Below are 20,766 nucleotides of genomic sequence, written 5' to 3'. Positions count from 1 at the left end.
AATGCGCCACGTAGTCTCCGAACTCTTTGTCACAAATTTATACAAATGAATAACAAGTCTATCAAATCTATCTCTTTGGTCTCCCTTGAGTATACGCCCTCTTTAGCTCCCGACCTGTTCAGTAGAATTGAAAATCAACCCTGGTCGATGCTTTTGCGTTCCGCCTCTGAGAGCCACCCTGATAGCCGATATGACATCTTAGTGGCACAGCCCATTGCTACGCTGGTTACTAGCGGCGAAGAAACGCAAATCACTTTAGCTGGCGAAACCACTACGTCAACTGACGATCCATTTGCTTTGCTTGAGAGAATTCAGGCTGAATGTTTGCCAGAAGCCGAGGCTATTCAAGGCTTACCTTTTCTTGGGGGCGCGTTAGGCTATTTCAGTTATGATCTGGGCAGAAGAGTCGAAACCCTGCCGGAGCTTGCAACAAAGGATATCGGCTCCCCTGATATGGCAGTCGGCATCTATGATTGGACGCTCATTTGCGACCACAAACTCAAACGAGCGGTCGTCGTTGGTCTGGAACCCCAGCAACATCTGGATTGGCTGCTAAGTCAGACATTACCTGAGAGCAAACTACCCTTCCATTTATTATCCGAATGGCAATCTAACCTCACGCAGGACGAGTACACCACTCGTTTTAATCAGGTTCAGGATTACCTTCAGGCTGGCGACTGTTACCAGATCAACCTTGCTCAGCGTTTTGAAACTAGCTATCAAGGCAGTGAGTGGCAGGCGTACCAAAAGCTGGAAGAACAAAACCAAGCACCGTTTTCCGCATTTATTCGAATGGAAGACAGCGCAATTCTCAGTATCTCACCTGAACGCTTCTTGCAGCTAAAGAATGGGATTATCGAAACCAAGCCCATTAAAGGAACACGACCTCGCAGTGCCGATGAAGCAACAGACAATGCGAACGCCAATTCGCTAAAGCTGGCAGAAAAAGATCAGGCAGAAAACCTGATGATTGTGGACTTGCTACGAAATGATGTTGGTCGCGTTGCCAAACCCGGCACCGTTTCCGTACCCAAATTGTTTGCGATTGAAAGCTTCCCTGCTGTGCACCACCTGGTCAGCACCGTGACTGCAGAGTTGGATAAAGAGAAATCGGCAACTGACCTGCTTAGGGCATGCTTTCCCGGCGGATCTATAACCGGAGCACCAAAAGTCAGAGCGATGGAAATCATCGAGGAATTGGAGCCTCATCGTCGGAGCGCTTACTGCGGAAGTATTGGTTACATTAGCCGCTGTGGTCAAATGGACACCAGCATTACGATTCGAACCTTGGTGGCAGAAAAACAAAAGCTCTACGTTTGGGCTGGCGGCGGTTTGGTTGCAGACAGTGAAGCTGCATCTGAATATCAGGAAACCTTTGATAAGCTCAGTCGAATTCTTCCTGCTTTGGGTGACTAGCTCTGGTTCGAATGAGGGTCAAAGCCCCCACTTCACCAATACGTCTTTTAAATCGGCGCTGGTATAGGGCTTGTTGAGTATGTCATTCATACCGACCTGCAAGCACTTCTCTCGCTCCGCTAACGTTGTTCCTGCCGTTAGAGCAACAATGGGGACACGAATGTTTCTCTCCCTTAGCGTTAACGTGGCGTCAAACCCATCCATCACGGGCATTCGGCAATCCATGAAAACGAGGTCGTAGTGATGGCTGCTTACCGCTTCCACACCTTCTTCACCGTTATTGGCAAAATCTGGGGTAATACCCAGTTTTTTCAGCATCTTCTGAATCACAAACTGATTCACGCGTAAGTCTTCCACCACCAGTATTTTTAGCGAATCCAGCATTTCATCTTCAGCAAGGTTGTCGAGCTTCTCCTGCTCAACGTCCTGAATCACCCCTTCAGACAATCTAAGAGAGACATCGAACCGGGTTCCTTCGTCTGGCTTGCTTTTTAACGTGATCGACCCCTGCATCATCGCAACCAACTGTTTACAGATGGCCAAGCCCAACCCTGTTCCTCCATGATTGCGCTTGCTGGAAATATCTGCCTGCGTAAATGGGTTAAACAGGTTTTCCTGATCTTCTTCGGCAATCCCGCACCCTGTGTCCTGCACATAGAAAGTCAGCCAGTTGCTTTGCCAGGATGCATTAACCGTCACGTGACCACTTTGGGTAAACTTAATGGCATTGCCTATCAGATTCACGAAGATCTGCTTAACCCGTTCGACATCACCGACAAGGACGTTTGGCACAGAATCAAAATTTTCGATACGAAACTCAATCCGTTTCTCTTTTGCCAGATTGATGAAAATACTTTGTAGAGTTGTCTGAATGTCTGACCAGCGAAATGCCCTTTCACTAAGCTGCATCATTCCTGCATTTATCTTGCTGTAATCCAGCAGATCATCAATGATAACTCGCAGAAACTGGCCGGATTGCTCCAACGTGTTGAGCATTCGTTTTTGTTCATTGGTAAGTGACGTGTCGGACAAAAGCTCTAGCGTTCCAAGTAAGCCATTGAGAGGCGTTCTCAGCTCGTGGTTGATCATCGCAAGAAAGTCACGGGTTGAACGCTCTGAGGCTTCGGCTCTTTCCCGGGCATCGATGGTTTTTCTCAGAATAAGCTGACGGCTGATGGCACTGCTCACCAGTTCGGATAGCAAAGTAATCTGGTGTTCAAACCATTCTCTGTCGTCAGTACTCTGCTCTGGCTTTACCGCCAAAGTACCAACCATTATCCCTTCAGCCATTAAAGGCCACCACAAAACACCGCAGCCATCCCACACTTTCTCTGCATTTTCGATGACCTGAACCGGTATCACGCTAAAGTTCAGCTCGCCGTATTCGGCAGAGGAAAGAGCCAAGGTGTCTTTTTTAAGAAGAATGAGCTTTGCGTTGACGACAAGGTCAGAATCGCAAAGCTCTTTTATCAGGCTGTTTAGTATGACTTCATCAGGCGCATGTTTAAGAAATTGCCGCCCATAACGAATCAGAATTCTGGAAATCTGTTCCTGAAATACCTTTTTGCGCATCTGAGCGTCAGACTGCGCCTTTACCTGCTGCAAGCTTTCATCCAGTTGCTTGTTCAGGTTGTACATTTCAACGGATTTTTCTTCCAGCAACTTCTCGGCGTGTTTTCTGGCTGCAATTTCCCTGTACAGCTTCTTTTCTAGTAACTCTAGCCGGGAATCCATGAATACCTCGCTAAACCTTTGTCAGAACAAACCTTACGTGGCTGGCATCGTCTGTCATTGGGTTCATTGTAATTTTCAGTTTTTCACTGAAATGATCGGCACACCCGAGGATCAGTCCTTTACATACACTGCCCATGCAGCGAGCGCTTTTATAGTCCATCACTAACTCAGATTCATTTTCAGTTTGAAAGGTAAATTTAGGCGGATGCGCATCAGGGTAAAGCTTTTTTACTTCCAGATGGATGTATTCTTCGACATGGCGCAAGAATTGAAAGGTACATTGACTGTGAGAAAGCGACTCGTCGGGAGCCAGTGATGAAAGTAATTTGTTGAATACCGTTCGCCCGAATACCTCTTGCAGGTCTTCCGGTGACACGCCTGTCTCTTTGCTCAATGCAACAATCAGCTTCACCAAATCCCGGTGATCGTAGCTGCCGACTGACGTGTAAATGCCATCATCCTCAGACTGAAACAAGATTTTGTCCACAGTGGGCAACCCGAACTTTTCTTCAACCAGCTCAAGAAACTCGGTAAAAATTAAACCCTTCATCTCCAACCCTCTCACAATTGCCAAAATAAGACTTTGGTAATAAAAGCATGATCCACACTAGTCATTTTTTCAATTTTCATTAACAATTAATAAGATAGTCAGCCAAAGTAAGAGCTTATGTACAAAGAAGATTTTCTCAGTCGCTTTCTTTTCACGCAGCCCGCTGAATACCATAAAGGGAGCTTTACACGACATTTGGATTTCGGGCACGAGGAATACCGAACTGCTGCTGTCCTTATCGGGCTTGTAGAACGTGATGCCGGGCTAAACATGATCCTGACGCGCCGCGCCAGCCACTTACGCCATCACCCTGGGCAAATTAGCTTTCCCGGCGGCAAGACAGAAAAAGGAGATGCCTCGCCTTTTGAAACCGCTATGCGTGAAGCGAATGAAGAAATCGGGCTTACTGCAAACCAGATTGAACACCTTGGTCAGTTAACGCCAATCAAAACCGTGAGCGGATTTGAGGTAACCCCTGTGATTGCGTTTGCAGATAATCAATATTCCCCCGTCACCGATCCCAATGAAGTTGATGATGTTTTTGAAGCTCCAGTTGAATATTTATTCAACAAAGGGAACATTCATTCGGTAGAAGCACACTTTCAAGGCACCCGAAGAATTGTGTATAACATCCCCTATAATCAGCATCTCATATGGGGAGTGACAGCGCAGATTATTCACACTCTTCACACTCAGTTCACAAAGTAAAAGTGGTTAAATAATCCATTTCTATTGTTTAATTTTTCTTATTCGTAAACCTCATAAATCCACCCGTTTCCTTCCTATTCACAGCAGACAGCCCCAACAGAGCAAACGTTTGCGTAAGTTCTTCCTAAATTAGACGCAGCTTCGGATTAGTTTTACTTATAGCAAAGACTAGTATTTCTAATGTGTAGCACGTGTTTTACGTGACTTATCTCTCTTTTGTTAATCTTTGTTTTCAAACCTGGAACATTTATTGATCCTGATCCTGATATTTCACTCAAAAACAGAGACAATAGCTCCTGTAATTCCTGTTCCCATAAATTACACGAGAATATAACTATGCAAACAAACGTTACTACGGCTCGCGCCGAAGGAACTCAATCCAAATGGACTTACAGAGACTTTACCTGGGCTCTTTCTCTTTTTGGTACCGCAGTCGGTGCGGGTGTATTGTTTTTGCCAATTAAAGCTGGCGCTGGTGGCTTCTGGCCATTAGTCATCTTGGCCCTTTTGGCCGCTCCAATGACCTGGTTTGCTCATAAAGGACTGGCTCGCTTTGTCCTTTCAGCAAAAAATCCTAACGCAGACATCACTGACACAGTGGAGGAACACTTCGGTAAAACTGGCGCAAACATCATCACTTTTGCTTACTTCTTCGCTATTTACCCAATCGTTTTGATCTACGGTGTCGGAATCACTAACACGGTGGACTCATTCATGGTTAACCAGCTGGGATTTGCATCAATGCCCCGTTGGTTGCTATCTGGAGCTCTGATTACCTTGATGACCACAGGCGTGGTATTCGGCAAAGATCTGATGCTGAAAGCCACATCAATGATGGTTTACCCTTTGGTATTCATTCTTCTTGCTCTGTCTTTCTACCTAATCCCTGACTGGAACACATCCATGATGTCTGTTAGCCCAGACTGGTCTGCAATGCCAAGTGTTATCTGGCTTGCGATTCCAATCATTGTGTTCTCTTTTAACCACAGCCCAATCATTAGCCAGTTTACGAAAGAGCAACGTCGCGTTTACGGTGAAGATGCGGTGAAAAAGACCGATATGATCACAGGCGGCGGCGCGATGATGCTGATGGGCTTCGTGATGTTCTTTGTCTTCTCTGTAGTCTTGTCTCTGTCGCCAGAACAGCTGGCTACCGCACAAGATCAAAACATCAGTGTGCTTTCTTACCTGGCTAATGTTCACGAGTCTCCGCTGATTTCTATCCTTGGTCCGGTGGTTGCGTTTGCAGCAATCACTTCTAGCTACTTTGGTCACTTCCTGGGTGCACACGAAGGCTTGGTTGGACTAGTAAAATCTCGTAGCGAAGCTCCAGTAAAACGCATCGAGAAGTTCTCACTCATCTTCATCGTGATCACAACCTGGATTGTTGCGATTGTGAACCCTTCAATTCTGGGTATGATTGAGACGATGGGCGCACCAATGATCGCTGCTATTCTGTTCCTTATGCCTGTATTTGCAATGCAAAAAGTACCTGCGATGGCTAAGTACAAAACTTCAGCGTTTGTGCAAATTTTCACAGCAATGTGTGGTCTGGCGTCTATAAGTTCTGTAATCTACGGCGCTCTTTAAAATTCGCTTAAGCGAAAGCCATATTTATAAAGATAATAAAGAGTCCCCCTGCTCAAGCGGGGGCTCAACCTAAGGTAAAAATATGATCAGCGTATTCGACATCTATAAAATCGGTATTGGGCCTTCAAGCTCACACACGGTAGGGCCAATGAAGGCCGGTCAAAGCTTCGTAAACGATCTTGTTGAAATGGGTCGTTTGACGGAGGTTGACCATATTAAAGTGGATGTTTATGGATCTCTTTCTTTAACCGGGAAAGGCCACCATACGGACATAGCCATTATTCTTGGCTTAGCTGGTAACTCACCTGAGAGTGTAGATATTGATTCTATTCCCTCATTCATTGAAACGGTGAAATCTTCAAAAGTTCTATCCCTTGCTCATGGTCAAAAAGACGCAGCGTTTGATTACGATGTTGATTTGACTTTCCACACCGACAACCTGTCTTTGCATGAAAACGGTATGCAGATTCACGCGTTAAGTGGTGGTGAGTTGGTTCACTCTAAAACCTACTACTCCATAGGCGGTGGTTTTATTGTGGATGAAGAAAACTTCGGTGTAGAGCCTGAAGATAAAGTTGTCGTACCTTATGAATTCAACAGCGCGAAAGAGCTGGTGGATCACTGCAAAGACAACTGTTTGTCCATTAGTGCACTGGTAATGGCAAACGAGCGTGTCGTAAAAGACACCAACAGAATTGAAGAAGAATTCGAACACATCTGGAACACGATGAAAGCGTGCATGGAGCGTGGTTTAAACACCGAAGGTGTGCTGCCAGGTCCATTGCGAGTCCCTCGTCGTGCCGCTGCCCTATTCCAGCAGCTAAAAACCACCGAGCGTCTTTCCAACGACCCGATGACCGTTGTCGACTGGGTAAACATGTACGCATTTGCGGTTAACGAAGAAAACGCAGCGGGTGGACGTGTGGTCACCGCTCCAACAAACGGCGCATGTGGCATCATTCCAGCGGTTCTGGCTTACTACGATAAGTTTGTTCAGCCAGTTGGCGTGAAAGAGTACACACGCTATTTCGCAGCTTCTGGCGCGGTTGGTGGATTGTTTAAGCAAAATGCATCCATTTCTGGCGCAGAAGTCGGCTGTCAGGGTGAAGTTGGCGTTGCCTGCTCCATGGCAGCGGCTGGTCTTGCTGAACTAATGGGTGCTAGCCCAGAGCAAGTTTGCATGGCGGCTGAAATCGCGATGGAACACAACCTGGGGTTAACCTGTGACCCAGTAGCCGGACAGGTGCAGGTGCCTTGTATCGAGCGTAATGGTATTGCTGCGGTTAAAGCGATCAACGCTTCTCGAATGGCGTTACGTCGCTCTTCTGACCCGCGTGTTTCTCTGGATAAAGTCATTGAAACCATGCTGGAAACAGGTAAAGACATGAACGCCAAATATCGCGAAACATCGCAAGGCGGATTGGCTGTAAAAGTTATTTGCTGATAGCTTGAACAGGAAATAAACTAAGGGCATGGATATCCATGCCCTTTTTTGTATATATAATTATTATGATTGCGATTAAACGCCCGAAAATTAAAGATTTTTCTTCGCTTATTGAATTAAACGTCACTGCCGAACAAAGCCAGTTTGTTGAAACCTTTGATCATCTGTATGAACACAGAGACAAACAGGACGTCATCTATTCGATCTCAGACAGCGGAACCCCCATCGGATTTTTTGCACTGGACCAAGGCTTCGAGAAGAAGTTTACCTTTGTGAAAAACCGTGAAATTGGCTTAAAGAACTTTGTTATTGACCATCGCTTCCAGCGCAAAGGTCATGGCAAAGCAACACTGGAAAGGCTTCTTACGTATCTGTACACGGCTTACCCGAACTACGATTCCATCTGTGTGATGGTAGAAAAGGAAAACGAAGCGGCTTATCAGTGTTTTTTAAGCGCCGATTTTAAAGACACCAACAAACCGTTTTACGAAAATTCAAAGCAAATCCGAATTCTTCGCAAGACCATCACAGCACCATTCTGATAAAAGAAAACCGGAAACGTCTCCACTGTTTCCGGTTTTTTCTGCTTGCCTCAGCGATTTTTACTATTTTCTGAAATCCCACGGCTATTTGGGCAACAACCTTTAAGTAAAAGGTGGAACAAATATACTCTCGTGCAGATGGTTCTTTAGTACCACTTGAACCTTATCCCTTAGCCACAAAACCTCTTTATCCTGTTGATGTCGAGTATGCCATGTCATGGATATTGGTCCTGCTTTAAGATCAAAAGGCGGCTTTTTTATAATCAGTTGCCCAGCCTCGACCGCATCTATGATGATCGGCAGTGGTATTGTGGTAATTAAGTCTGTGTTAATCAGAATCTTGGGGATGTGGTAGCAGTGGTTAACTGTCATCGAAATTCTGCGCTTTAATCCTTGTTGCTGTAATGCTTTGTCGACGCCCCCAATAGCCTCACCTGACAGCGACAACAGTAAATGTTCAGCAGACGTAAAGCTTGGTAAGTTGAGTTCTTCCCCGGCGAGTGGATGGTCTGCACGCATCGCGCAAACAAAATGATTATCAAACAAGTGCTGGCTTTGCACTTTGCCTGAACGCCCTTCAAAGTAATCCAGCACCATGTCAACATCGGCATTCAGCAACAAGTTTTCCCCATTCACCGTATACGGCACTGCATGGATGTCTACCTGTGGAGCTTCTTCTTCAATCATTTTTCGCAGAGGCAGCCAAAACAAATCCGCCATCCAGTCTGTAACAGCAATACGAAATGTGCGCTTAAGCGTAGCTGGCTTAAATACCTGCTTTTCCGCTGCGCGCTTAATGTCGTCTAAAGGTAGTGAAATTTCTCGCCATAGTTTTTCAGCATAAGGGCTCGGACGTATGCCCCGCCCTTGCTTAACAAACAGAGGATCTTTCCATGCATGACGCATACGAGCAACCGCATTGGAAACCGATGGCTGGGTCATGGAAAGCCTTTCAGCAGCAGCGGTTATGGATTGCTCCTGCATGATGACATCAAAAATAACCAACAAATTTAGATCAAGATTCGCCATATCACGTTTGTTTTCTATGGGGGTAATAGGGGTCTGCTCACCTCTACCATTCGAATTCAGCTCGAAATGGATAAGCAAGCGGGCTTCAGTATCACCAAATACATTCAAATATTCAATGCATATCATACCAATCATCAATTAGACGATATGAATCAGCTTTGGCAAAGTATCCTCATTGGACGAAAAGACCATAACTATCTGAGAGTTAACAAGAGGAATACGTATGAAAGCTGCTTACATTGAACAATACGGAAATGCTGAAAAACTAATCGTTGGTGACATTGCAAAACCTCAAATTCAGCCAAATCAAGTTCTGATTAAAGTCCATGGCGCTGGCGTAAACCCAGTCGATTGGTTGGTACGTGAAGGGTTAGTAAGAGACATTACAGAACATAAATTGCCCTTGATACTAGGCTGGGATGCCGCAGGTGAAATAGCACAAATCGGTGAGCAGGTAACAGATTTTCAGCTAGGTGATGAAGTATTTGTTTACGCCCCTATTTCTGACCAAGGTGCATACGCTGAATATATTGCAGTAGACAGTGACATAGTAGCGCGAAAGCCAGATTCATTAACTACGTTGACGGCAGCCGCCGTTCCGCTTGCAGCAGCAACCGCCTGGCAAGCACTCATGCAAGGTTGCCAGCTTCAATCCGGTGATAAGGTACTTATTCATAACGCCTCAGGTGGAGTTGGCAGCTTTGCAGTGCAAATTGCCAAAGCGCATGGTGCCTATGTAATAGGGACAGCATCCGCTGTAAAAGAACCTTATGTAAGAGCATTGGGCGTCGATGAGTTTATTGATTATCGCAGTCAGCGTTTTGAAAACTCGGTTGAACAGGTTGATGCCGTGTTAGCCGCGGTAGGTGGAGATGACGTTCTAACACGCTCGCTCAAAGTGATACGCCCCGGAGGTTACTTGATCTCATTGCTGGATGAATTGAATGACGAAATGGCACAGCAGCAAGGAATTCACTATCAACGCTGGTTTGTTACGCCGAACGCTAACGATCTCCAACAAATAAGCGAGTTAATTGATAGCGGGAAAGTTCAGGTCCATATCGAAAAAATATTTAAGTTAGATCAGGTTAAACAGGCTCATAGCTTAAGCGAATCAAAGAGAACAACTGGAAAGATCATTATCGATTTGTCGGCGTAGTCATCAGCCAAATCAAAATAACTAACATGGAGAAAATACTATGGCTCATAAACAAGCGTTTCATAATAGCAAGCTACCTGACTTTCGTAATGCCTTTAGCTGGGGTTTAAAACTAACCGATTTTAACGACATCTTTTTTGTGACTGGTCATGCCGATTGCAACCCAGACTTTGTGACTCAGCACCCTGGTGACCCTGTTGCTCAAACCAAGTTGATTCTTAACCAAATGCAATCATTTATCGAAGAAGCTGGTTATAGCGTTGACGACATTGTGCGCACGGACTGGACGTTTACTAACGATGTGAACTCTGCGCAATTTGAACAAATCGCCGCATTGTGGGAAGAATTTTTAAGTGACGTTCCGGTCAAACCTGCAACAGGAACATTAAGATATGTGCAGCGGCTAGGCATGCCAGATATGATGGTTGAATATGAGATGATGCTAGCCCGCTAACACAATGTTCAACCACGGTTGCAAACAACATTGATTTTCTAGACCAACGAGTACCACGCCAACACCTCAAAGCGGTACTCGTTAATATTGTTTTAAAAGCTGATACCCGCCTTTAAAAATGATCTATCCAATCGAACACCAATAAGTTTGGTCACTGATAAGCGAAGAATTCACCAAACCATCAAAGTAGCCAGACCACGCCTACAAAAACTTCTCAATAAGAACTTCATCAATGTATTCACCCCGAACTTTTGCGTGCTTTTTCGCAGTACCTACTACTTCAAAGCCTTGTCTAACGTAAGCAGCTAGCGCACGCTCATTATCGCAGCGGACGTAAGCAAATAGCTTTTCATATCCCTTTTGCTTAGCGACCGCAAACGTAGACTCGAAAAGTTGTTTAGAGACACCGAGACCACGAGCACTTTCGCAAACAAACGTACCAATTATGCCAACATGCTCAAAAGCCTTTGTGTATTGATCGAACGGCTCAATGTTTTGAAAACCAACAACTTTAGAATCGAGTTCAGACAGCGCTACGGTAAACACACCACGCTCAGGGAAACTGGCAATAAACTCTTTTTCTTCTTCTGGAGTAAAGGTCGTATTTAGAACCGTGTATAAACCTTCAGAAATGATTGGATTGAGTACATTAGTAATGCCCTCTGCATCTTCCAGAGCCACCTGACGAACTACCAAATTCATGCAACCTATCCCTTATTACATTAAAAGATGTTTTGTACATGAGTTCGAGGCTTTCAGCAACTATATCCAGTGATGGCTGCAATATCGTACTCAAGACCATTTACAAAGACCTGTTAGAAGTCAGAAATCCCCTAAAATCGTAGGATTCACCGAGATAAGAAAGATGATAATGACTCAATGCTGGAATGGTCGCCTTACACTATAAATCTACTCTTTACACCAGACGCTTCGTATACCAACACTGCTAAAACCTACAGATTTACAGTTCTTGCTGCTAGTACTGCTTGGCATTACGTCCGTTAAGATCACTTCAGCGCCTAAAGATATTGCGTCTTCGATTCGAGCTCTCAGTAAGGCAGTCTGACACCCTTTAGAACGGTGACTCTCTTGTGTATACGCGTTAGCTAAAATTGTATACCCATTTTCGATAAAACTCGTTGCCCAAGCACAAGGCTTCCCATCTACTTTTGCAACATAACAACGAAACGTATCGGTGCAATAAAGCGAGTGCTTCTTTTCCCAGATTTCGTCTGTACACTCTAGCCCTGACGTTTTGAGTAAAGCTAAAAAATCATCGACCTTATTATCTTCCCAGCGTTCAACTGAAACTTGGTCTAAGACGTCTTTGGACACTGCATAATTTGACGCCCTTAGTTCGAGAAATTCATGTTCAAAAACTGGTGCAAATCCGCGGTTTGATAGCCATGTCTTCAGTTCATTTGTAAATGCCTGAGGCTCTATAGAAATCTCGGGAGAAAAACTACCTTCAAACAGCATCAGGTGACTCTCTAACGCTTCTGAACTACATGCACCATGAATGATTATCTGGTTGTCATACTTGCGTGTTTTGTCCACATAAATAGAACACCCATCAGCTTCAACCGTAAAAAGCTCACTTGCCAAATCTGTTGAAAGCGTTCGCTCATTATTAAAATGAAAGTAAGAGTTATATACGTCTTTTACTCTTTTATCTTGCATCATTCCCTCGACATTGAATGAAATATAGTACCCACTTAAACGGCAAACAGAACAATAACCAAATCGCCATATTTCGCCTTCATAACACACAAAAGCGCCATGCGTTTTCGGTCTGATTGAACTACTTATGGTGTTTATTTTTCCAAGTATGCCTGAATCGTTATCGTATTGACGTGGCAAACGTTTGAAGATACCTCAATGCCTTCTGTGCTCCAATCAAGATAACCATCTTTAAATACAGATACTTTATATGTTCCTTCACGCTCGTATGCACCAAGTAAAGCCTTTGAGTTGTCGCAACCTGTGCCATGAAGGTTGCTTCTTTCTTCGGAAAATTCACCATCACGAATGACAATTGAAGCTCCACAAGAAATACGATACCCCGTTTCTTTATCTATAACTTCAACCTTAATAGCTGGTTCAACGGAACCACTACATGCGACAACTTTGCCATCAGAAGTCGTTTTAAAATTACAACCGGATAAAAAGACGCAGCTACAAGCTAATACCTTTAATAAAGTATTATTCATATTCTCCCTCAATAAACATAACGAACGAAATGAGCTTCCTTTTCCGAGGTTCTACCACGCTGTAGTGGTACCGACTTAACGAAAAATCACTTTGGTAACCAAGCAGCAGCCACTAACGGACGTCATTCTCCACAAACTAGAAACTCGCTCTAACCTGCTGACTAACATAGTAAATATGCTGACTGTGTGCATAGGATTGGAGAAGTGTTGCGATACACAGCTTGCTTGAAGTTTGAAAATACCATGCTTGATGATCGAAATGACAAAACGAAGTAGATGACTTTGTTGTTCGAGATGGATTGGCTGCTACCGCAGCCAATAGAATGTTATTGCCTATTGACAGGCGGAAGGCTCATATGTGTTAGGCAAATTTACTTACCGTAGAAAAATGCTTTTCTTGACTTATCATCATGCAGGTCATGCACCGCCATATGTGAATGTTTTGCTGGCACTGCGTCTGACCATAGTTGAAATGGAAGCTCATCGAAGATAATTTCTGCAGATACCATTGAAAAGTCTTTTTCATAGCAATCATGTAAGATTTTAAGCCTTGTAGAAGGAAAACTGTCCTTAAACTCTCGATTAAATTGAGGATAGAAATAACGTATTAAGGCAGCCTCGTACAAAGATACCCTTTCTTGTTCACTTGTATTAAAGAGTTTATCTAGCCCCGCTTTGATTCTGCCACCAGTGTCGTCTTTTTGTTGTGCAAAAGGGTTCAATGCGGTAATTAACTGTGGACTTGGCTCTACCTCCAAAAGCAATAACTGGAGTTCATAATTATCTGGTACGCCCGATAATGAGATCTTTTGAAGTGTTTCGTGTTTCATTAATCGGTCAATCGCATTTCTGGAACCGTCTTTCCCGTAAGCTTGCCCGACGTATTTCACCTCAAATTTCGAGTGTTGTTGCAGGAAGAGATTTATTGCTTCTTCAGGTATAGCAAACTTTTTTCCTTGCTCATTTACAGCGTAAGGACCGACATCATCTGACTCTAACCGACAGCCTTTAGGTAATGGTAATTTGAAGTCATGCTTAACCGAGCCTATTTCAAACTCTAACACCGCATCTTGCTCTTCTTGATACCCTATCAGCAGCTTTGTTTTAGGCAGATAGCCGATAATATAGATATGGCATTTCTCTGAAATATCCTCGTACTGCTTTAAACACTCTTTATCATAAAGCAATTTTGCTGGTAAATAGAAATAGCTCGTAGCATATAAGCTAAGTGCATGTTCTACGTCAAACATGGACTTTTTTAGAATCTTATCAAGTTGATTCATTTTTTGTTTTCTCGGTACATAACTCTTATTCTTTCTTTGCTTTCTGCGCTGTACTTTAGCCAACTTTCTTCGTAGCTTTCTAGCGTTCTTCTTATTTTTCATTCACTGTACTTCTCAATTTTCCTAACGCCCGATTAAGTGGTGAGCAACGCAATGCCATGTTTCTGCATACCACCTTAATCACTAAAATTAACGCATAGTAAAAATGCCACGCGTTGCGAATCCGTCTTAAAGCGTTTGTTAGTAGCGTGTTTCCTTTTTGCGTCTAAACAATGAAATGATTTTATTGAGATCAACCCCGACACCAGAAATATTTGGCTGCAAAATCAGCGCGTCAACCAATGAACCGGAATCTCCTGCTCTAATTTCTTGGGCTACTTTAAAATCAGGTAACTCTTTTTTTGCACTGATATCAGAAACTATCTTTTTAATTGTTCCTATAACATCTGTCGGTGTTTTACAGATATTTTTCAATGGTATCAGAAGCATGTTGTGTTGCGTTGGATCTACTCGACGTTCCGAAAACTCATGTGGATTTCGTGTTGTAATTAAGATTGCAGGTAATATATCCTCACCATCCAGACCATTAACACTGTGCCAAGAAAGGACCTCATCGGTGAAATGATGACCAACAGTCCCTTGGAATACAACTGCATCGTTCTTTGAAGCATGATCAGCTAACAATTGAAAATTATCAAACAACGCATCACGAATAGGCTCTTGCCATCCGTAATCTAATAAATAGATGTAGAACGCTCTTTCTACATTTGCGGGTACTTCACCCATTGAATGGATCATTAAGCCCATTATTACTCCTAAAGCTACTAACAGTTATTATGCAACAAACTGTCCACATAATTTATCCACAGCTCGTCATTTAACATTCTTACTGGTCGAAATATATAACACATATCTCTATGTAATCTTTGACTAAATCGACTTTTGGGACAGAAGCGTCATTCACAGAATTAGATTACTTTTCGAGAAAAGTGGACAAGGCAACAACACTTTGGAATATCCGGTTCATTCCAACGGTTTGGTATAAAAAGAAGGAACGTAATCTCTCCTTCTTCGCATAAGGCAGAAACCCGCGAGCTGGGGATCAGGATGCTACGCGGGTATCGGTGATTTAAGGTTATGGGTACACGGTTATAGCGTAAAGAACGCTCGCGAGAAGAACCCAATGGTGATGATAGGGGCGAAAGCGGCGAAGGAACAGAGCACCGGAGTTCTGGCTTTAGGGTAACGTTCTAACAACAGCACCATGCAGAAAAACGCTGGATACAACCCAAACAGGTATCTCGGCATCGCATTCAGGCTTGATGAGAATGGAAGGTAGAGGTTGATAAACATAAAGATCGCTTCTGCGAAATACTTTTTCACGCACAAGTAACCGACCATCGCAAACCCAGCAAGACCGACCAGTGTGAGGTAAAGCTTCGACCCTCCTCTTTCAAAGCCGTATTCGATCCAGTCTATTGGGTGAGTAAAAACCCTCCCCCACGCTATCTGGATATGCCCGAAAGCCAGAGCGTCTCCCGATTGGAAATAGAGGAAGGTCATAAAGCCAAAGAAGCCAAATGGAACTACCCAAATTGTGGTAACCGCTCTCAATGCGGGTAACCTGAATGTGAGAAGGTTTCTAAAACCGTAATGCTGAATGGCAATGATCAGTAACGAGAACACCAGCATCACGCCCAGATTACGGGTGATGGCGGCTATCAGCCCGAGTATGGCAGCCCAAAGCCACTGTTCCCGATACGCGCAAAGGAAAACACCACTCACTAGTGCGATAAACAAGGGTTCGGCATACCCTGCCATTGAGTAAACGGTAAACGGCGAAAAACACATTAGCCAGATCGCATGCTTTTGACCTTTTTCACTGATTCCCATTTGTTTCAGCGCCATAATGAAAACAGGTACGCTGATCAGGAATGCAAGGTTAGAGACAATCACCAACGTGATTTTTCCGTCGCCAAAAATTGGCATCAATAGCTTGCCCAAGAACGGAGTTACCGGCATAAACGCCCAGTTTGCCGCGTTTTTGTTACTCAACCATTTCGGGTACAGGTCGTAACCGTAATCGATCATTCTTCTGAACCATACGCAATCAAATCGGCAGATTGTTTGCCAGGCTGTCAGCTCAGTGGTATCAACCGTTTTAAATAGATCAACCCCAACTAACCCAATGAAATAGAGAACGATCCGGCTTACCAGAACAGCTAAAACAATGGTGATCCAGTCTTCTTTGGTTAAGGAAATATCTGGTAGAGAAGAAGATGTTTTGTCTACCAGAGGCTTATTAGCAAGTTGAACTGTACTCATTGGAACACCACCGACTGAACATTAACGGATTCCATAGGCTTTATTTTTAGATAATTTAGATTTTCTTTATTTAATTGGTTCATCGAGAACTTGAGCGTAATTTTATTTCTAAAGTAATTCGGTTCTAATGGTACGTCGTTCAAATAAAAATCTATTCTGGGTAATTCTGACGCATCTCTCGACAGTGAAATTGTTATTCTTTCGGCTTTGTCTGGAGTGGAAGAAAATAATAATCCTCCGGCAGAATTTAGCGGACGATGTCCCTCCACTATTTTCTTTCTCCACCCTTCTCTCGTCAGCAGCGGGCTTTTTTCTGTAATATTGACCATGCCCGACTCAGGAATGGCAAATGTTTCTTTATCTCTACCCCAGTAAAGTGTTCTTGTGTCCATGTAATAGGTTTGATAAGACAGGCTCACTTGTGGGGTCGCAATTAAATACAGCACCCAAAGGTAGTACCCAGAAAGGATAAAAAATAGGAAAATTAAGAATATACGCAACTTACTATTTGAAGCATGACTTGTGATTTTATCACCTTCCAGATGAGCAGAAACCCCAGTTTCGTGCCTCATTACCTCTTCCGACATACCAGTTTCCTTATGCAGCAACAAGTGAAAGGTTGCGTTTTATCGCACTCAAACCAGCGCTATGTCAGTGTCTTGTCAGCGTAAGGGCAACTCGATGCTTTATCGGCTAAGTATCACTCAACGTGAAAGGATAATTAGCGCATTCTAATTAAGTTTCTTTGTCCTCTTTCTTTAAAATTCGCCAAAAACATTATCAACTAAAGTCTAATAGATAAATTAAACCAAACCTGATCATATTTATTTTGTATTTTAAAATATTAACAGAATGGATAAATAACCGAGTATTTATGTCAGGTAATATTTTAATAAATTTGTTCTAAATCAATTTATATTAATTATTCATTACTAAGTTCACAGTAACAATTAAAACTGAGACAACTTAACTTTTTATTAACTTAAAATAACACCAGAGCATTATCTGTTGCTCAATTAATTTAATAATCAAAATAAAAAGTCAGCCAATGAACGTGTCTATTACCTATAAACTGCTTTTCACGCTGGTGTCAGTATTTACTTTAGTATTGGCATCTTCTACGGGTTACCAGTATTTTCAGCAGCGCAACTTAATCAATACGGTATTAAGCGAGCAACTGCTGGACAAGGCAGGTAACTACTTCGACAGCCTGAACATGATGATGCTCACTGGCACCATGAGCCAGAAAGAGACGTTACGGGAAAAAGCGCTTGCCCAAGACGGCATTGAAAATGTCCGGGTTTTACGAGCAGAAGCCGTATCTCGCCTGTATGGCGCGGGAGGCGAAAACCAGTCTGCAATTGACGACATCGATCAACGTGCCTTAGCCGGAGAAACCGTTATTGAAAGCATCTCTGCGGATTGGGGCAAAGGCATTGTGGTGGCTTTGCCAATGAAAGCCAGCGACAACTATCGCGGAACAAACTGCATCAATTGCCACATGGCGAAAGAAGGCGAAGTGTTAGGTGCCATCAGGCTTGAATATAACCTAAGCCATCTGAACCAGCTTATCAGCCAGCGAACCATTATTGCGGTCGCTATCATGACGGCGATTGCCGCGGTCGGTTTTTTGATTGCACTGAGCATGATAAGGAAAATCGTGGTCAACCCACTAAAAATGACTTCTCGCTTGATGGAACAGGTCAGCTCAAACAAAGACCTTTCCATCCGGCTTGATACAAAGCAAAAGGATGAAGTTGGTCAGCTATCAAAAGACATCAACCATTTATTAGACAGTGTGGCGTCCAGCATGTGGCAGGTTCAGAAAACCTCGCATTCTCTCGCTGAATCCGCCACTCAGTTAACGAATGTGGCAAAAGATAACGACCACGCAGCGAACAACCAGCAACAGGAGACCGCCGAAGTTAATCAGAATATTGCTGAGCTGCAAGAACAGCAGCAGTGCATTGAAAACGCCACTACTGATGCCTCTGCATTGATTACTCACAACACCGAAACCGCGAAATCCGGCTCAGCACAGTCACACAATGCGAGCGAAGATATTCAGAACCTGGTTGGAGACATCGAATCAGTAAAAGGCATGATCTCCGACTTGAACGAACAAACCGGTGAAGTGTCTTCGATTCTTTCAGTCATAAAGGGCATTGCAGAACAAACGAACCTGCTTGCATTAAATGCGGCTATAGAGGCTGCAAGGGCGGGAGAACAAGGTCGGGGGTTTGCCGTGGTTGCCGATGAAGTGCGACAACTGGCCAGCCGAACACAAGAGGCCACGGGCAGCATCGAAAACATCATTGCCGATTTTCAGCAAGGCAGCGTTCAATCCTTAAACTCTGTTGATGAGGTGTGCCAACAAGCTCACTCCCGAGCAGAATCTATCGAATCTCTGTCATGCACCCTGAAAGATGTCGTGAGTGAAATGCAACAGGCAAACTCGCATGCAACCAGTATTCAGGAGCAGGTCAAACTTCAGACGTCCGTTAGTACAAATGTTAGTCAGAAGATAGAAACCATTACCCTACATGCGGATCAAACCTCTGCTTCAGCCCGTCAAACGAGAGAGATCAGTCTAAATCTTGAACATTTGTCGGAAGAACTCGAGTCATTACTGAATCAATTTACCCTGCCAAGCGATATTAAAGGTTGAAGCTGATGAATTGACAGGTAATATGTCAGGTTGAAATTAAAGAAATGATTTCTAACCCGACTGAGCGATTAAAAACCGCTCAGTCGGGTTGTATTTTGACCTCTATGGAGAATATAACAAACATGACTTACGCGCCTGTAAAAGACGTACTAAGCGGTAAGCTAGCTGTAGACAGTGAAGTCACTGTTAAAGGCTGGATCCGTTCACGTCGTGATTCCAAAGCCGGAATCTCTTTCCTTGCCATTTATGACGGCTCTTGTTTCGACCCGATTCAGGCCGTGGTCCCAAATAATCTTAATAATTACGAAGACGAAGTGCTTAAGCTAACAACTGGCTGCTCTGTTGAAGTAACAGGTAAGATTGTTGAATCTCCAGCAAAAGGTCAGGATTTTGAACTTGCTGCTACTGGTGTGAAGGTAGTTGGCTGGGTTGAAGATGCTGAAACTTACCCAATGGCAAAAACACGTCACTCAATTGAGTACCTTCGTGAAGTTGCGCACCTTCGCCCTCGCACAAACGTTATCGGTGCAGTTGCGCGCGTACGTAACTGTCTGTCTCAGGCGATTCACCGCTTCTACCACGAGCAAGGCTACTTCTGGGTATCTGCTCCGCTTATCACTGCATCCGATGCAGAAGGTGCTGGTGAAATGTTCCGCGTTTCAACGCTGGACATGGAAAACCTGCCTCGCACTGAAAAAGGCGACGTGGACTTCAACGAAGATTTCTTCGGTAAAGAGACCTTCCTGACGGTATCTGGTCAGCTAAACGCAGAAGCTTATGCGTGTGCCCTAAGCAAAGTGTACACGTTCGGACCTACGTTCCGTGCAGAAAACTCAAACACCAGCCGCCACCTTGCGGAATTCTGGATGGTTGAACCTGAAGTGGCATTTGCGGATCTTGAAGACATCGCAAAGCTGGCTGAAGACATGCTGAAATACGTATTTGAAGCCGTACTTGCAGAATGCCGCGACGATCTTGAGTTCTTCGCTCAGCGTATCGACAAAGAAGCCATTACTCGCCTAGAGCAATTCGTTGCTTCTGATTTTGCACAAGTAGACTACACAGACGCTATCCAGATTCTTCTGGACTCGGGTCGTGAATTCGAATTCCCTGTTGAATGGGGTATCGATATGTCTTCTGAGCACGAGCGTTTCCTGGCAGAAGAGCACTTCAAGGCGCCAGTTATCGTGAAGAACTACCCGAAAGACATCAAAGCTTTCTACATGCGTTCTAACGAAGACGGCAAAACCGTGGCTGCTATGGATGTACTGGCTCCGGGTATCGGTGAAATCATCGGTGGTGCACAACGTGAAGAGCGTCTGGACGTTCTGGATGCTCGCATGCGTGAAATGGGTATCGACCCAGAACACATGAGCTGGTACCGCGACCTGCGTAAATACGGCACAGTGCCACACGCGGGCTTCGGTCTTGGTTTTGAGCGTCTGGTTTCTTACGTAACAGGTATGGGTAACGTTCGCGACGTGATTCCATTCCCACGTACGCCGCGCAGCGCAAACTTCTAAGATTTTTTAATCTTATCGAAAACGCCACTCTCGGGAGTGGCGTTTTTATTTTCAGCACTTATACCCAAAAGTTCTTAAGAGACTTTGGTATATACCCGGCTTTGCTTGCGCCCTAGGTAAGCTGAAATGAA

The 20,766-nt window shown here is 44.1% G+C and carries 19 protein-coding genes; 9 read left to right on the top strand and 10 right to left on the bottom strand.

The genetic code is table 11. The features are described 5' to 3' along the window. The first annotated feature begins 45 nt into the window (after window positions 1-45). Window positions 46-1,416, top strand: coding sequence for an aminodeoxychorismate synthase component 1 (gene pabB, locus QMG91_RS07335; RefSeq protein ID WP_281829997.1), 1,371 nt, complete (start codon window positions 46-48; stop codon window positions 1,414-1,416). Between the two features lie 18 nt (window positions 1,417-1,434). Here the strand turns inward: pabB and QMG91_RS07330 are convergent, their stop codons facing one another. Both QMG91_RS07330 and QMG91_RS07325 read right to left on the bottom strand, forming a co-directional pair. Continuing rightward, window positions 1,435-3,150: an ATP-binding protein gene (locus tag QMG91_RS07330; protein WP_022592983.1), complete on the bottom strand. Its 1,716-nt coding sequence runs from the start codon at window positions 3,148-3,150 to the stop codon at window positions 1,435-1,437. 10 nt (window positions 3,151-3,160) lie between these two features. Beyond that, window positions 3,161-3,700 (bottom strand): heme NO-binding domain-containing protein, encoded by a 540-nt coding sequence (locus QMG91_RS07325; RefSeq protein WP_004407560.1) that lies wholly within the window; start codon window positions 3,698-3,700, stop codon window positions 3,161-3,163. 117 nt (window positions 3,701-3,817) lie between these two features. On the opposite strand from QMG91_RS07325, the gene QMG91_RS07320 reads away from it, so the two are divergent. The 4 genes from QMG91_RS07320 (at window position 3,818) to QMG91_RS07305 (ending at window position 7,984) form a co-directional block, all read left to right on the top strand. Continuing rightward, window positions 3,818-4,408 carry a CoA pyrophosphatase gene (locus QMG91_RS07320; protein WP_022550921.1) on the top strand — a complete coding sequence of 197 codons (591 nt, stop codon included), beginning with the start codon at window positions 3,818-3,820 and terminating at the stop codon, window positions 4,406-4,408. A gap of 336 nt (window positions 4,409-4,744) precedes the next feature. Further along, window positions 4,745-5,998: an aromatic amino acid transport family protein gene (locus tag QMG91_RS07315; protein ID WP_004407556.1), complete on the top strand. Its 1,254-nt coding sequence runs from the start codon at window positions 4,745-4,747 to the stop codon at window positions 5,996-5,998. An 82-nt stretch (window positions 5,999-6,080) separates the two neighbouring features. Continuing rightward, the gene (locus QMG91_RS07310) at window positions 6,081-7,442 is read left to right on the top strand and encodes an L-serine ammonia-lyase (RefSeq protein WP_004407554.1); all 1,362 of its coding nucleotides are present in this window, start codon (window positions 6,081-6,083) and stop codon (window positions 7,440-7,442) included. A 65-nt stretch (window positions 7,443-7,507) separates the two neighbouring features. Beyond that, entirely contained in the window at window positions 7,508-7,984 is a 477-nt protein-coding gene (locus QMG91_RS07305) for a GNAT family N-acetyltransferase (protein ID WP_004407552.1), read from the top strand. A 102-nt stretch (window positions 7,985-8,086) separates the two neighbouring features. On the opposite strand, the gene QMG91_RS07300 is transcribed toward QMG91_RS07305, so the two are convergent. After that, window positions 8,087-9,013 (bottom strand): LysR family transcriptional regulator, encoded by a 927-nt coding sequence (locus QMG91_RS07300; protein ID WP_281830449.1) that lies wholly within the window; start codon window positions 9,011-9,013, stop codon window positions 8,087-8,089. 223 nt (window positions 9,014-9,236) lie between these two features. Here QMG91_RS07300 and QMG91_RS07295 point away from each other — a divergent pair, with 223 nt between their 5' ends. Further along, the gene (locus tag QMG91_RS07295) at window positions 9,237-10,172 is read left to right on the top strand and encodes an NADP-dependent oxidoreductase (RefSeq protein WP_281829996.1); all 936 of its coding nucleotides are present in this window, start codon (window positions 9,237-9,239) and stop codon (window positions 10,170-10,172) included. 40 nt (window positions 10,173-10,212) lie between these two features. Further along, window positions 10,213-10,626 carry a RidA family protein gene (locus QMG91_RS07290; protein ID WP_281829995.1) on the top strand — a complete coding sequence of 138 codons (414 nt, stop codon included), beginning with the start codon at window positions 10,213-10,215 and terminating at the stop codon, window positions 10,624-10,626. A gap of 201 nt (window positions 10,627-10,827) precedes the next feature. On the opposite strand, the gene QMG91_RS07285 is transcribed toward QMG91_RS07290, so the two are convergent. The 7 genes from QMG91_RS07285 to QMG91_RS07255 all read right to left on the bottom strand — a co-directional run bounded on the left by QMG91_RS07285 (window position 10,828) and on the right by QMG91_RS07255 (window position 17,031). Continuing rightward, a complete protein-coding gene (locus QMG91_RS07285) occupies window positions 10,828-11,328 on the bottom strand; it encodes a GNAT family N-acetyltransferase (protein ID WP_281829994.1) in 501 nt (166 codons plus the stop codon). A 207-nt stretch (window positions 11,329-11,535) separates the two neighbouring features. Beyond that, window positions 11,536-12,306 carry a GNAT family N-acetyltransferase gene (locus QMG91_RS07280; RefSeq protein ID WP_281830448.1) on the bottom strand — a complete coding sequence of 257 codons (771 nt, stop codon included), beginning with the start codon at window positions 12,304-12,306 and terminating at the stop codon, window positions 11,536-11,538. A 134-nt stretch (window positions 12,307-12,440) separates the two neighbouring features. After that, complete coding sequence (locus tag QMG91_RS07275) at window positions 12,441-12,836, bottom strand: hypothetical protein (RefSeq protein ID WP_281829992.1); 396 nt, start codon at window positions 12,834-12,836, stop codon at window positions 12,441-12,443. Between the two features lie 371 nt (window positions 12,837-13,207). Next, window positions 13,208-14,221, bottom strand: coding sequence for a hypothetical protein (locus QMG91_RS07270; protein WP_281829990.1), 1,014 nt, complete (start codon window positions 14,219-14,221; stop codon window positions 13,208-13,210). Between the two features lie 138 nt (window positions 14,222-14,359). Then, window positions 14,360-14,926 (bottom strand): hypothetical protein, encoded by a 567-nt coding sequence (locus QMG91_RS07265; RefSeq protein WP_140050472.1) that lies wholly within the window; start codon window positions 14,924-14,926, stop codon window positions 14,360-14,362. 342 nt (window positions 14,927-15,268) lie between these two features. Then, complete coding sequence (locus QMG91_RS07260) at window positions 15,269-16,444, bottom strand: hypothetical protein (RefSeq protein ID WP_281829987.1); 1,176 nt, start codon at window positions 16,442-16,444, stop codon at window positions 15,269-15,271. After that, window positions 16,441-17,031, bottom strand: a complete 591-nt coding sequence (locus tag QMG91_RS07255) for a hypothetical protein (RefSeq protein ID WP_281829985.1) — start codon at window positions 17,029-17,031, stop codon at window positions 16,441-16,443. Before QMG91_RS07255 ends, QMG91_RS07260 begins: the two co-directional genes overlap by 4 nt. A gap of 461 nt (window positions 17,032-17,492) precedes the next feature. Between QMG91_RS07255 and QMG91_RS07250 the strand changes: the two genes are divergently transcribed. Both QMG91_RS07250 and asnS read left to right on the top strand, forming a co-directional pair. Next, entirely contained in the window at window positions 17,493-19,112 is a 1,620-nt protein-coding gene (locus QMG91_RS07250; RefSeq protein ID WP_281829983.1) for a methyl-accepting chemotaxis protein, read from the top strand. Window positions 19,113-19,234: 122 nt separating this feature from the next. Next, the gene (gene asnS / locus QMG91_RS07245) at window positions 19,235-20,635 is read left to right on the top strand and encodes an asparagine--tRNA ligase (protein ID WP_038123680.1); all 1,401 of its coding nucleotides are present in this window, start codon (window positions 19,235-19,237) and stop codon (window positions 20,633-20,635) included. The last annotated feature ends 131 nt before the right edge of the window (window positions 20,636-20,766 follow it).

The sequence above is a fragment of the Vibrio nigripulchritudo genome, from assembly GCF_027924785.1.
In the GTDB taxonomy this organism is placed as follows: Bacteria; Pseudomonadota; Gammaproteobacteria; order Enterobacterales; family Vibrionaceae; genus Vibrio; species Vibrio nigripulchritudo.
Note: the sequence above shows the minus strand (reverse complement) of the source record. Positions and strands in the feature narration are given on the sequence as shown.